The sequence below is a fragment of the Paraburkholderia sp. GAS334 genome, assembly GCF_050436625.1.
Taxonomy (GTDB): domain Bacteria; phylum Pseudomonadota; class Gammaproteobacteria; order Burkholderiales; family Burkholderiaceae; genus Paraburkholderia.
The window spans coordinates 500,195-514,156 of sequence record NZ_JBNDMO010000001.1 but is presented as its reverse complement, the minus strand read 5'-3'; the positions used below and the strand labels follow the sequence as shown (position 1 = coordinate 514,156).

Below are 13,962 nucleotides of genomic sequence, written 5' to 3'. Positions count from 1 at the left end.
CCTCACAACACCAGTCGTGTCGCGAGAAAGTCGAGAAACGCCCGCGTTCGTCCAGACATCGCGGCGCTCTGATAGAACACCGCACTGACGGGTTGACGTACATCGACGAGCGCATCGTCGAGTATCGTCTGCAGCCTGCCTTCGCGAACGTCCGCGCCCGTCATGAATTCGGCAAGGCACGCAATGCCGCCGCCCGCCGCGGCCAGTTGCCGGATCGTTTCACCGCTCGACGCTTCGATGGCCGGCACGATCTTGATGAAGCTGCGTCCTTCTTCCCTGAGCGGCCAGTCATTCAGGCTTTCGGGCGCGGTAAAACCGATCAGCCTGTGACCCGCCAGTTCCTGAACCGTGCGAGGCTCGCCGAATTGGGCGAGGTAGGCGGGACTTGCCATCACACGCAGACGGCTGCTGCCCAGCGAACGCGCATGCAGCGTCGAATCCTGCAACGCGCCGATGCGGATCGCGATATCGACGCGCTGCTCCAGCAGATCGACGATCCGCTCGTTGCTGCTTAGCTCAAGGGATATCTCCGGGTACTGCGTGGCGAACTCCATCATGTGCGGCACGATGCAATGGAGCATGAACGGCGACGCGGCGTCGACACGCAGACGGCCGGCAGGCCGCTGACGCTGGCGCGCGATCAGCTCTTCCGCGTCTTCCATCGCAGCAAGAATCGCGCGCGCCCGCAGGAGGAACAGTTCGCCTTCGTCGGTGAGCTGAAGGCGGCGCGTGGTGCGATGAATCAGCGTCGCGTCGAGTTTCTTTTCCAGACGCGTTAGAGCACGGCTGACGCCCGAGACGGTCTGCTGCAATGTCTCCGCAGCTGCGGTGATCGAGCCGGCATCGATCACCGTGACAAACGCCAGCAGTTCTTCGGTGGTTGTTTTCATTTTTGACGCGCGATCGGCGCGACTGTCGTTTCATCGATGCGCCCCGATATCCAGCGTGGTCATGGTGAGCGTTCAACGGATCTCACTGGAAAAGGCGCTGCAATGGCAGACTATAAATGAATACGTAGCCGGGACGTCCAGTGGGCTATGTCGATTCCGGATCGCGAACAGTCGTCGCCTGTTGCCGCCTGCGTCCGCGCGACATCCGGCGCGCGCGTCGAATCGCACCGGGCCGTGCCTGCGTCAGCGAAGCAACCGCATGAAACGCAACGGGCGCGAATACCAGACCGAGCAGGGTTGCCGTCACCACGCCACCGAATACACCTGTCCCGATCGAGCGCCGGCTTTCCGCGCCACCGCCGCTCGAAACGACGAGCGGCACCACGCCCAGCAGAAACGCTGCGGACGTCATCACGATCGGGCGAAAACGCGCGCCGGCAGCCTCGATGACTGCTCGCGTGAGCGGCACGCCACGCGTGTTGAGATCGCGTGCGAACTGCACGATCAGGATCGCATTCTTCGCCGCCAGGCCGATCACCGTGATCATGCCCACCTTGAAGTAGACGTCGTTCGGCATGCCGCGCATCAGCACGGCTGCGATCGCGCCGATCACGCCGAGCGGCACCACCATCAGCACCGCGAGCGGAATCGTCCAGCTTTCGTACAGCGCGGCGAGCGCCATGAACACCGCGAGCAGCGACAACCCGATCAGCAGCGGCGTCTGACGCGCGGCGTCGGTTTCCTCGCGCGCCGCGTCGACCCAGTCATATGCGACGCCGACCGGCAGCGTCGCCGCGAGCCGCTCCATTGCCGCCATCGCCGCGCCCGAGCTGTAGCCGGGCGCCGCACGGCCGTCGATATCGAGCGACGGATAGCCGTTGTAGCGGTTCAGCGCAACCGGCCCGACCGTCCAGCGACGCGTCGCAAACGACGATAACGGCACCATCGCACCCGAGTCGTTCGGCACGGATAGCTGGAGCAGATCGGCGTCGGTCATCCGGGTCGATGCGTCGGCGGCGACCAGCACGCGATGCATGCGTCCGCCCGCCGGGAAATCGTCCACATAGTACGAGCCGAACGTGCTGCCGAGCACATCCGAAATCCGCGCGAACGGCACGCCGAACGCATAGGCCTTCTCGCGGTCGATATCGAGTTCGACACGCGGCGCGTCCGGCAACTCTTCGAAATGCACGGACGCCAGCGCCGGTTCTGCTTTCGCGCGCGCGGCCAGTTGTTCACGCGCTACCTTTAGCGCGTCGAGGCCGACGCCTCCGCGATCTTCCAGCCGGAACGTGAAACCGTCGGAATGGCCGACGCCGGGCACGGATGGCGGCAGTCGCGCATCGACATCGCCATCGAGAATCCGGCTGAAAGACTGGTTCAGCGTGTCGCGCAGCGTCAGCGCGTCGACCCCGCGCTCGTCCCAGTCCTTTAGCTCGACGAACGCCATCGCGACGTTCTGGCCGCTTCCCGTAAAGCTCCATCCGATCACGCTGGTCACGTTCGCGACCGCTTTTTGCGCGTGCAGAATCCGCTCGGCCTGCTCGACAACGACGAGTGTGCGCGCCTGCGTCGCGCCGGCCGGCAACTGGATCATCACCTGCAGCTGACCCTGATCCTCGGTCGGCAGGAAGCCGCCTGGCATGCGCCAGTACATCAGGCCGCACACAAGCAGCAGCACGGCATACACAGCAAGCAGTGGGCCGATGCGACGCATCGCGCGCGTAGTCAGCGAACGATAAGCCAGCGATGCACAGTCGAAGCCATGTTCGAAACGTGTCGCGCAACGCGACGCGAAACCGGCTAGACCGCGACGCACATCGCGTTGGCGCACCGATTGCGCCGGCGCGCGCAGCAGATTCGCGCACAACGCAGGCGTCAACGAGAGCGCCATGATCGAGGACACCACCATCGAAGCAATCATCGCAATCGAGAACTGCCGGTAAATTCCGCCTACGCTGCCCGGAAAAAACGCCATCGGCACAAACACAGCGGTGAGCACAGCTGTCACGCCGACGATCGCGCCACCGATCTGCTGCATCGCTTTCACCGTGGCATCGCGCGGCGACAGTCCTTCCTCGTCCATCAGCCGGTGCACGCTTTCGACGACAACAATGGCATCGTCCACCAGAATACCGATCGCCAGCACGAGCCCGAACAGCGTGAACACATTGATCGACAGACCAAAAGCCCACATCGTGACGAACGCACCCATCAGCGTGACCGGAATCACAACGGTCGGCACCAGCGTATAACGCAGATCGCGCAGGAACAGCCACATCACGAAGAACACCAGCACGATGGCTTCGACGAGCGTGATCAGCACCTCACGGATCGCGATATGCACGAAATGGGAACCGTCGAACGGGATTTCAATCGCGACGCCAGGCGGCAAACGCTTCGACAGTTCCGCGAGACGCGCGCGGATTGCGTTTGACGTTTCGAGTGCGTTACCGCGCGGGCCGAGCTGAATCCCGACGGTCGCGGACGGCTTGCCATTGAGCCGCGACCAGAACGAATACGTATCGCGGCCGATCTCGATACGCGCGACATCTGCGAGTCTCACGGCCGAACCATCCGGCTTCGCCTTCAACACGATCTGGCCGAATTCCTGCGGCGACAGCAACTGCCCTTTCACGCTGACCGGCGCAGTCAGCTGCTGACCGTCGACGAGCGGTGCATCGCCCAGTGTGCCCGCGGTCACGCTTGCGTTCTGTGTGGCGATCGCCGCGTTGACCTCGGTCGCGCCCAGTCCGAATTCGCGCAGCTTCACCGGGTCGAGCCAGATGCGCAACGCTTCGTCGGCGTCCCACAGTTGCGCCGAGCCGACGCCCGGTGCGCGCTTCAGTTCGCGCATCACGTAGCGGCTCAGATAGTCGCCCAGTTGCGCGGAATCGCGCGTGCCATCGGTTGACGTGAGTGCGACCAGCATCAGGAACGTGTTTGCAGACTTGAACACGCTGATGCCCTGCTGCACGACCTGCTGCGGCAGACGCGGCTCAACCTGCTTCAGCCGGTTCTGCACGTCCACCATCGCGATGTCGGGATTGGTGCCGGGCGCGAACGTCGCCACGATTTCAAGGTTGCCGAGGCCGTCGCTGGACGTTTCGTAATACATCATGCCGTCCGCGCCATCGAGACTTTCCTCGATCACGCTGCCGACATTGCCATCCACCACTTCGGTCGACGCGCCCGGATAGACCGCATCGATGACGATACGAGGCGGCGCGAGACGCGGATACTGCGCTACCGGAAGTTGTGGAAGCGCAAGTGCGCCCGCCACGATGATGGCGAGCGCGAGGATCCACGCGAAGACCGGCCGGTCGATAAAGAACGCGGGCATGCAGGGCGTCCTTTAGCGCGGCTCAGTTTGCGACGTCGCGGGCGAGGTCACAAACGGTGACGCAAACGATGACGCAAACGGTGGCGCATCCATGTACCGGGCCATGTGAAACGCATCTACCAGCATGCCATCGCGCATTGCAAACGCGCGCGAGCGGCCTTCCTCGACAAAACCGAACTTGCGATACAGCGCGATAGCCGGCGCGTTATCGACGAACACGGTCAGTTCCAGGCGACGCAGCGCAAGCGAGCCATCCGCGCATTCGACGGCTGCTTTCAGGAGCGCAGTACCGACGCCGCGCCCAACGTAATCGTCATGCACCGCAATGCCAATACCGGCACCATGCGCAAGACCGTTCAGACGCGGCAGGATATCCAGTGCGCCGACAACGCGCCCATCCACTTCAGCGCACAGCCCAATCGTTTTCGCAGGCATCTTTTCAATCCACGCCATGATCGCAGCGTGCGAGCGATACGGCACCGCAGCCGTGCCGTAGCGCGCGCCCGGGCAATTCATGATCGACACGAGCGCATCGATATCGGAGGGTTCGCGGCTGCGGACCGTGACAATGGCCGCGCTGGATTCGAGTTTTGCGTTCATACCGATGGGGAAGCGTAGGGCATCGGCTCACGCAGCCGACCCATGAAATGACAGTCGATCAGCTCGCCATCGCGCAGCACCGAACCGCGGAACGTCGCTTCGTGTTCAAAGCCGAATTTGCGATAAAGGCCTATCGCGCGATCGTTGTCGGCGAATACATTGAGTTCGAGACGACGCAGGCCATACCAGTTGTCGGCGGCGTCGATAAGTTCAGCCATCAGCCTCGTGCCGACGCCCTTGCCCTGCCAGTCGTCATGCACGCTGATGCCGATCCCTCCGCTATGTGCGCGGCGCAACGAGGCTGGAGTCAACTCAGCACCGCCCACCAGCGTGTCACCAACGGTCGCCACAATCGCCATCGTCGGCGATGCGATCTTCGCGATCCAGTCGCGGGTTTCCTGTAGCGTCGGAAAAGGTTTGGACGGGTTGAAGCGCACCACGCCCGGACACAGACGCAACGCATGCAACTGCGGCGCGTCGTCCGGATGAAGCGGCCGGAGCGTCAACTCGAAGGGCGTCGATGATCCCTGTTTTACGGCTTGAAATGCCGCGTCTCTTTCAGTCATAGCTTCAGAGAGTGAGTTCGAATGAGCGCGCGAGCAGGCCCGGCAGTTTCATGCCGCCGGTCGCCCGTTCGCCCCACGTCCAGTCGCTCTGCAGCAACTCAGGTTGCGCGCCGAGGCGCTCCAGTTCGCTGCCAAAGAGCCGGTACAGACTGTCGTCGAAGCGCATTGCGTCGACCGGCGCGACGATCTGTCCGCCTTCGACCCAGAACGTGGCGAAGCGCGTCATGCCGGTGAGCCGGCAATTCATGCGGTCCGAGAAATTTACGTACCAGAGATTGCCGACGTACAGGCCCGTGTCGAGTGCAGCGAGGATGTCGGCCGTGTCGAGATCGCCGGCTTCCATTGCGAGCGCGGCCGGCGTTTCCTCCGCAAGCGCGCCGTTCGGTTCCAGGCCATATTCGCGCGCGCTGCGGGCGTTCGTCAGTTGTCCGGCGCTGCGGCCTGCGACGACCAGCGGGACGCTGTCGCGCTGATAACCGTCGTCGTTAAAGCGCGGCGTGATGTTCAGGTCAAGGTCTTCAGTCAGCGTGACGCGCGGATCGAGCGCGGCTTCGCCCGTATGCAGACGGTAGAAGCCGCTGCGCGCGGTGGCCTGCGTGCGTGCCGAAAACGACGTATACGACGCGGTGCCGAGCAGTTCCTGAAGCGCCGTCGGCGCAAAGTACGTGCGATAGCGTCCGGGCAACAACGCACGCGGCGAGCGCCCGAGCACCGGCATCCGCTCTGCCGCTTCTTCGACTTTCGCGGCGAACACCGCATCGTCCCAGTGATCGCCGGCGTAACTGCTCTTGATCGCGCGACCGCTTGAGTCATACAACGACCAGCTAAAGCTGAAGTTGCTCACCTCATACCAGCCGCGGCTGCCAGCGGACGAAGCGAATCCGCGCACCATCGTTCCGCCCGCGTAAAAGCCGACGAAATCATGACCGCGTGCGGATTCAGTGACGATGCGCAGCAACGCATCGGGCGCGGGCAGTTTGCCGTTGCGGCGCGTCGACTGCGTCCATTGCGACTGGTCAAACATCAGATGCGGATCATCCGGCGCATCGCACAGACCGTCGCGCAGCGTGCTGAGCACATCGGCGATATCGCGCAGGTCCGCCGCAGGATCACCGCATACGGTGAACGTCGAGTAAGCCTGTCTTGCGCCGTCGATCAGGCGCAGCGTCAGCCTGCCTTGCGACACGTTGCCGATCTGCCGCACTTTTCCACCATTGAAGCGGATAAAGTCGGACCGCTCGGCGGACAGCCACGTCAGCGCGGTTTCGCTGCCCGTCAGCAGGCGTTCGATCGATGCGGAAAGCAGGTCGAAGTGAGCATGCCAGTCCGGCGATTGCGTTTCGTTCACGAATGGGAAGCCTGTCATTGCGCGCCTCCAAACACATCGACGTTGCGAAACACGCAGGGCGGCGATGCGTGGCCGACGCGCACGATCTGCATCGGCTCGCCCTTGCCGCACATTGACGTGCCGAACACCTCGCGCGTCGCGGCATTGCCGACCGCGCTCAGGCTGCGCCAGAAACTCGCGGACACACCGCGATAGTTCGGCTGTTTAACGATCTGCGTGAGCACACCGTTTTCAATCAGCTGACCGAACTCGCAACCGAACTGGAACTTGTTGCGATGATCGTCGATCGACCATGACGTATTGGTGCGCATCAAAATGCCGTGCTCGATGCCGCCGATCATCTCTTCGAGCGAGCTTGTACCCGGCTCGATGTTCAGGTTCGCCATCCGGTCGATCGGCGCGCGGTTCCAGCTCGACGCCCGCGAATTCGCGACGCCCGGCAACTGCGCGCGCTGTTGCGACAGCGCGCCGCCAAGCGGCCGTTCAAGCATGCCATCGCGAATCAGATACTGTTTGCGCGCTTCGGTGCCGTCGTCGTCGAACGCGTAGGAAGCCGCCTCTTCCCGCAATTCCGGGTCGAACGTGACGTTTAGCAGGTTGGAGCCATAGCGATACGAACCGAACATATCCGGCTTCACAAAGCTGGAGCCCGCGAAGTTGCGTTCGTCGCCGAGAATGCGGTCGAGTTCGAGCGGATGACCAATCGACTCATGAATCTGCAGCATCATCTGATCCGGCATCAACAGCAGGTCACGCGGCCCCGACGGGCAATTCGGCGCGGCAAGCAGGTGTAATGCTTCATGCGCGAGCCGTGCACCGCCGCCGTTGAAACCATAGCGATCAAGAATCTCGATGCCGCCCTGCGCAAGCGTGCCGTAGTCGCCGCCGAGCGTGCGCACCTGCGTGTCGCCCTTCTCGTGCGCTGCGACGCTCATCTGTGGCATCAGCATGCGAAAGCGCTGGTCGATCTGCGCGCCGTCGCTGGTCAGATACGTCTGCTCGCCATGCACGATCTGAACGGATGCCGTGCGTTCGACGATCCGGTCGTCGATCCGCGCGGCCGCGCATTCGTGCGACAGACGATCGAGCCACTCCCGCCGGGTCGGCAGCGCGTGTTCCGCATTCGGCGACGCGTACTGTCCGCTCAACGGATGCCTCGCCACCGCGCGATGGTCGATCAACGACACATCCGCACTCGCCCGCGCCCGCTGAACCGCGATGTCCAGCGCCGCCTGAAGGCCGGCAAGCGACATGTCCGCGCTCGCCGCATAACCGGCGCCTGCGCCGACCCACGCGACCAGCATCGCGCCGCGTTCCCGTTGCGTGCGCAACGGCTGCACGACGTCGTTGCGCACCGCGTGATCGACGATCTCTTCGTCGACGATGCGCAATGACCAGAAATCCGCGTCTGTTCTCAACGCGCGGGCAGCCTGCGCCCAGCGTGTATCACTCATTGCAGTACCTCCGGGACAGCCTCCTGCGGCGCCAGCATCGAAGCGGCCAGCAGCGACTGGGTATAAGGATGTGACGGCGCGTTCAGCACGTCGAGCGTGTCGCCCGCTTCCACAATCCTACCGGACTTCATCACAATCACACGATGCGCCATTGCGCGCATCACCGCCAGATCGTGCGTAATGAAGAGATAACTTAACTGGTACTTTTTCTGCAGGCTGGTCAGGAGATTCAGGACCTGCTGCTGGATCGACACGTCGAGCGCGCTGGTCGGCTCGTCGAGCACCATCAACTGCGGCTCGACAGCTAGCGCGCGCGCAATCGCTATCCGCTGCCGCTGGCCGCCGGAAAACTCGTGCGGATAGCGCAGCATCGACTCCGGCGGCATGCCGACTTCCTCCAGCAGCGACGCCACGCGTGCGCGCCGCGCCGCTGGCGTCACGTCCGGGCGATGCACGGCGAGCCATTCACCGACGACCTGCTCGACCGTCATACGCGGCGACAGCGAGCCAAAGGGGTCCTGAAACACCACCTGCATCGTCGAATACAGCCCGCGGCGCGAACTGCTGGTGCGCAGTGTGGAGAGCGGCTGACCATCGATATGCACATGGCCGGCAGTCGGGCGTTGCAGACCGAGTAGCGTCGATGCAAGCGTCGACTTGCCCGAACCCGATTCGCCGACGATGCCAAGCGTTTCCCCGCGACGCAGTGTCAGATCCACATCCTCCAGCGCGCGGAAGAACGTGTTGCCGACGAGCGAACGCCACCCCTTGCCTGGAATCCGGTAATCGACGGCGAGGCCCTGCACTTCGAGCACGCGACGCGCATGGTCGGGCACCGGCGCCACCACGCGACGCGGTTCGCTGTCGAGCAGTCGTTTCGTATAGGGATGCTGCGGCGCGCTGAAGAGTCGCGCGGTAGGCGCGGTTTCGACGAGTACGCCCTTCTCCATCACCGCGACACGTTGCGCGAAACGCCGCACGAGATTCAGGTCGTGCGTGATCAGCAGCACCGCCATGCCCCGCTCGGCGGCTTCCTGTTCCTGCAGTTCGATCAGCAGATCGACGATCTGCTGGCGCACGGTGACGTCGAGCGCGGTGGTCGGCTCGTCAGCGAGGAGCAGCCGCGGCCGGCACGCGAGCGCCATCGCGATCATCGCGCGCTGGCGCTGGCCGCCGGAAAGCTGGTGCGGATAGCTGTCGATGCGACGCTCCGGCTCGGGAATGCCCGTGCGATGCAGCAGTTCGATGCCGCGCGTACGTGCCGCGTTGGGCCGCAACCCTTCGTGAAGCCGCAGGCTTTCAGCGATCTGCTGACCGATCGTGAACAGCGGATTGAGCGCGGTCATCGGCTCCTGAAAGACCATCGCGACATCCGCGCCGCGCACGCCACGCATCTGCTGCTCTGACTTTTTCAGCAGATCATCGCCGTCGAGCAGGATGCGGCCACTCACCTGAGCCTGTTCGACGAGACGCAGGATCGAAAGCGCAGTGACGCTCTTGCCCGACCCCGATTCGCCGACCAGCGCGACGCGTTCACCGCGCGCGATCGTCAGATCGAGATTGCGTACGACCGCCTTTTCGTCGAAACGGATCGACAGGCTGTCGATTTCCAGCAGGGGTCTGTTCGGCGGTGTGCTCATCACTTGCCTCCACCGAATGCTGAATTGCGCGAGCGCGTGTCGAGCGCGTTACGCAACGCATCGCCCATGAACGTCAGGAGCAACAGCGTGATCACCAGCGCAGCAAATGCCGACATCGAAATCCACCATGCATCCAGATTGTTCTTCCCTTCCTGAAGCAGTTCGCCAAGACTCGGCGTGGGCGGCGCAACGCCGAGGCCGAGAAAATCCAGGCTCGTCAGCGAGAGAATAGCCGCGCTCATACGGAACGGCAGAAAGGTAATGACCGGCGTGAGACTGTTCGGCAGCAAGTGACGCCAGATGATCTGCCAGTTACTCAAACCCATCGTGCGCGCTGCACGCACATAGTCGAGAGAACGGTTACGCAGGAATTCAGCGCGCACGTAGTCGGACAGCACGAGCCAGCCGAACATCGACAGCAGAATGAACAGCAGCAACAGGCTCGGCTCGAAGATCGACGCGAAGATGATCAGCAGATACAGGTCCGGCATCGAACTCCATATCTCGATCAACCGTTGCCCGACAAGGTCGGTGCGTCGGCCATAGAACCCCTGAATCGCGCCGGCAAGCACGCCGAAGAACACGCCCGACGCAGTCAGCGCCATCGCCATCAGCACCGACAATCTGAAGCCATACAACAGACGCGCCAGCACATCACGGCCGAACTGGTCGGTGCCGAGCCAGTTCGTGCCCGACGGCGAAGCCGGATAAGGACGCGAAGCGAAATAGTCGATCGTGTCGTAGTGGTAGTGGTTCGGCGGATAGACGGCGAAATTGTTGCCTGCGGCAAGCCGCGACCGGATGAACGGATCGAGGTAATTCGCGCGCGCGGCGAAGTCGCCACCAAAGAGCGTCTCCGGATAGTCCTTCACGATCGGAAAGTAGTAGTGGCCCTCATAACGGACGATGAGCGGCCGGTCATTCGCCAGCACTTCGCCGAGAAGGCTCAGGACGAACAGCGTCACGAACACGATCAGACTCCAGTAGCCGAGCTTCTGGCGCCTGAAGCGTTGCCATACGCGCCGCCCTGGCGACACGGAGACCGGCAGCGTGCCGCTCTTCAGCTTATCGGTCCAGGCTGTTGAACTGGATGCGGGGGTCGACGAGGACATAGCAGACGTCAGCAATAAGTTTCGTCACGAGAGCGATCAGCGTGAACAGGAATAGCGAACCGAGCACGACGGGATAGTCGCGGCGGATCACCGAATCGTAGGAAAGCTGGCCCATGCCATCGAGCGAGAACAGCGTTTCAATCAGCAGGTTGCCATTCAGGAACGCACCGACGAACGCAGCTGGCAAGCCCGTCAAAAGCGGAATCGCCGCATTGCGCAGAACGTGTTTCCACAACACGTCGCGTCGCGGCGCGCCCTTTGCACGTGCGGTCAGCACGTACTGCCGGCCGATCTCTTCGAGGAAGGTGTTTTTCGTCAGGATGGTGACGATCGCAAAGTTGCCGACCACCGAAGCCGTCACCGGCAACACGATATGCCACAGATAATCGAGCAGCTTGCCGATCGCGCTCAGATCGTCGAAGTTGTCGGATGTGAGGCCGCGCATCGGGAATACCTGCCACATCGTGCCGCCGCCGAACAGCATCAGCAGCAGCACGCCGAATACGAAGCCCGGGATCGCGTAGCCCGCGAGCACCATCACGCTCGTGACCGTATCGAAGCGCGAGCCGTTGCGCACCGCCTTCGCAATGCCAAGCGGCACGGACACCAGATAGGTGAGCATCACCGTCCATAAACCGAGTGTGATCGAAACGGGCAACTTCGAGCGGATCACACCCCACACGCTTTGATGGTGGTAATACGACTGCCCGAGATCGAAGCTGGCGTAGTGCTTCAGCATCATCGCATAGCGTTCGACCGGCGGCTTGTCGAAGCCGAACTGCTTCTTGATCTGCTCGACCTGTTGCGGATCGACACCCTGACTGCCGTGATAGCCGCCGCCGGATCCCGCTTCGCCGCCCTGCCGCGAACCGTGACGAAGCTGCGTCATGATCTGCTCGACCGGGCCGCCAGGCACAAACTGCGTGACGACGAACGTCAGCGTCACGACGCCGATGAGCGTCGGCACCATCAGCATCAGCCGTTTAAGGATGTAGACAAACATGAACGGGTCTCCTCACTGCACCGATGCGACAGGGCCCGCGCCCGAAGGCGCTTTCCTGTACCAGTAGTCGATCACCCAGTCTTCGGCCTGATACGTGCGCGGCCAAACCGCTGGCACGCCGAGCGAGTTTTTGAAGGCGATGCGTGCATTCGGCGCGTAATACTCGGGAATCATGTAGTAGCCGTTGATGAGAACGCGGTCGAGCGCATGCGTCGCGGTTTGCAGTTCGTCGAGCGTATTCGCGCGCAATACCGCGTGAACCAGTGCATCGACTGCCGGCGAACGGACGCCCGGGAAGTTCTCCGCGCCGATCTGCGTTGCCGCCGCGCTACCGAAGCGCCGCTCCAGCTCGACGCCGGGAATCGTCACGGTCGGGTAGATATACGTCGTCATGTCGTATTCGAAGTTATCGATGCGCTTCTGATACAGCGCGCTATCGATTTCACGCATATGCGCGTCGATGCCGAGCAACTGGAGATTGCGGATATACGCAAGCAGCACGCGGTCCATGCCGGGCTGATCGTCGATAATCTCGATCGACATCGGCGTGCCGTGCACATCACGTAGCTGGCCGTCCTGGACGTGCCAGCCAGCGGAGGCGAGCAGATCGCGCGCCTCGCGCAGGTTGTCGCGCAACGTGTGCGGCGCGATCGTGTCCGGCTGTTTGACCATCGGTCCGAACACGCTTGCCGGCAGGCTCGCGCGGTACGGCGCGAGCAGCGCAAGCTCCGCTTCGCTCGGCTCGCCCTGAGCCGCAAAGGGACTGTCGTCGAAATAGCTGTTCAGACGTTTGTACTGTCCGTAGAACGTCATCCGGTTCAGCCAGTCGTAGTCGAACGCGAACGCCAGCGCGTGGCGCACGCGCGCGTCCTGAAACATCGGCTTGCGCGTATTGAACATCAGGCCCTGCATCTGCGGGCCGTGATTCGGAAACATGCCGCGTTTCAGCATGCCGTTGTCGAAGTTCTTGCCGATGTATTTGCGGGCCCACTGCATCGAGCTGTACTCGATCTCCACATCGGTATCGCCCGCCTTGAACGATTCGAGCTGCGTGTAGTGGTCGAGATACAGCTTGAACGTGATGCGCGCGAAGTGGAACATGCCGCGCCGCGACGGCAGATCAGCCGCCCAGTAATGCGGATTGCGACGATAGACGATCTGCTTGTCGTTCCTGCGCTGCTCGATCAGATACGCGCCGCTCGAAACCGGCGGTACGTTCGTCAGCTGGTCGAACGGCGTGTGCTTGCCGTCGGGCTGCATGCCCCACTTCGCTGAAAACACCGGCAGGTCGCCAGCAATCAGCGGCGCGTTGCGTTCCGCGCGTTTGAAATCGAACCGCACGCGCGACGCATCGAGCACGGTCGCCCGGCGAATCGCGGCGAATTGCGAGTTATAGAGCGGCGAAGCCTGCGGACTCGTCAGCGTGTCGAACGAGAATTTGACGTCCGTGGCCGTGATCGGGTCGCCGTTCGAAAAGCGCGCATTCGGGTTGATGTGAAAGACCGCCGACAAACCGTCCGGCGCGATCTCGACGTCGTCGGCGATCAACGGGTACTCGGAAGCGAGCTCGTCCCAGCTGCGCTGCATCAGCGTGTCGAACATCAGATGCAGGACGTCGGGCGCCGGCGAGCCGCGCACGAGAAACGGATTCAGCGAATCGTAGCTCTGCGCTTCGTCGAAGTTCTGGAAATTGAGCACGCCATCCGACGACGCCGACGGATCGGCGTAATCGAAATGCGTAAAGCCAGCCGGATATTTCGGCTCGTCGTACTGCGCAATCGCGCTCTTCGCTACGGCGGGCGCGGCGGGCAATATCGCGGCCACGACTGCGCAGGCAAGCATCAGCGCGGCCTCAACGCATCGATGCGGGTCGGGCAGCGCGCGCGGGCCTCGAATCATGTCGAGTATTTTCATTCTGCTTGCGTGAGGATGCGCGCCGGTTCGTAACCGGCGCGCGGACCTTCGGTTGCGCGCGAGGGCAGCGGATAGCCGCCGCTCGCGCCTTG

10 protein-coding genes are annotated in these 13,962 nt (G+C 62.9%); all 10 read right to left on the bottom strand.

Translation table 11 applies throughout. The features are described from left to right. Positions 1 to 2: 2 nt before the first annotated feature. Positions 3 to 890 (bottom strand): LysR substrate-binding domain-containing protein, encoded by an 888-nt coding sequence (locus P3T21_RS02275; protein WP_429254295.1) that lies wholly within the window; start codon positions 888 to 890, stop codon positions 3 to 5. Between the two features lie 145 nt (positions 891 to 1,035). Next, a complete protein-coding gene (locus P3T21_RS02270; protein ID WP_429254294.1) occupies positions 1,036 to 4,233 on the bottom strand; it encodes a multidrug efflux RND transporter permease subunit in 3,198 nt (1,065 codons plus the stop codon). Positions 4,234 to 4,245: 12 nt separating this feature from the next. Then, positions 4,246 to 4,833 carry a GNAT family N-acetyltransferase gene (locus P3T21_RS02265; RefSeq protein ID WP_429254293.1) on the bottom strand — a complete coding sequence of 196 codons (588 nt, stop codon included), beginning with the start codon at positions 4,831 to 4,833 and terminating at the stop codon, positions 4,246 to 4,248. Beyond that, a complete protein-coding gene (locus tag P3T21_RS02260) occupies positions 4,830 to 5,399 on the bottom strand; it encodes a GNAT family N-acetyltransferase (RefSeq protein ID WP_429254292.1) in 570 nt (189 codons plus the stop codon). The genes P3T21_RS02265 and P3T21_RS02260 overlap by 4 nt, the downstream gene beginning before the upstream one ends. 4 nt (positions 5,400 to 5,403) lie before the next feature. Then, positions 5,404 to 6,765, bottom strand: coding sequence for a TldD/PmbA family protein (locus P3T21_RS02255; protein WP_429254291.1), 1,362 nt, complete (start codon positions 6,763 to 6,765; stop codon positions 5,404 to 5,406). After that, positions 6,762 to 8,201, bottom strand: coding sequence for a TldD/PmbA family protein (locus P3T21_RS02250; RefSeq protein WP_429254290.1), 1,440 nt, complete (start codon positions 8,199 to 8,201; stop codon positions 6,762 to 6,764). The genes P3T21_RS02255 and P3T21_RS02250 overlap by 4 nt, the downstream gene beginning before the upstream one ends. Next, on the bottom strand, positions 8,198 to 9,841 hold the full coding sequence (locus tag P3T21_RS02245; RefSeq protein WP_429254289.1) for an ABC transporter ATP-binding protein: 1,644 nt from the start codon (positions 9,839 to 9,841) through the stop codon (positions 8,198 to 8,200). The genes P3T21_RS02250 and P3T21_RS02245 overlap by 4 nt, the downstream gene beginning before the upstream one ends. After that, the gene (locus tag P3T21_RS02240) at positions 9,841 to 10,953 is read right to left on the bottom strand and encodes an ABC transporter permease (RefSeq protein ID WP_429254288.1); all 1,113 of its coding nucleotides are present in this window, start codon (positions 10,951 to 10,953) and stop codon (positions 9,841 to 9,843) included. Before P3T21_RS02240 ends, P3T21_RS02245 begins: the two co-directional genes overlap by 1 nt. Further along, entirely contained in the window at positions 10,907 to 11,956 is a 1,050-nt protein-coding gene (locus tag P3T21_RS02235) for a microcin C ABC transporter permease YejB (protein ID WP_429254287.1), read from the bottom strand. Before P3T21_RS02235 ends, P3T21_RS02240 begins: the two co-directional genes overlap by 47 nt. Before the next feature lie 12 nt (positions 11,957 to 11,968). Continuing rightward, a complete protein-coding gene (locus tag P3T21_RS02230; protein ID WP_429254516.1) occupies positions 11,969 to 13,798 on the bottom strand; it encodes an extracellular solute-binding protein in 1,830 nt (609 codons plus the stop codon). Between the last annotated feature and the right edge of the window lie 164 nt (positions 13,799 to 13,962).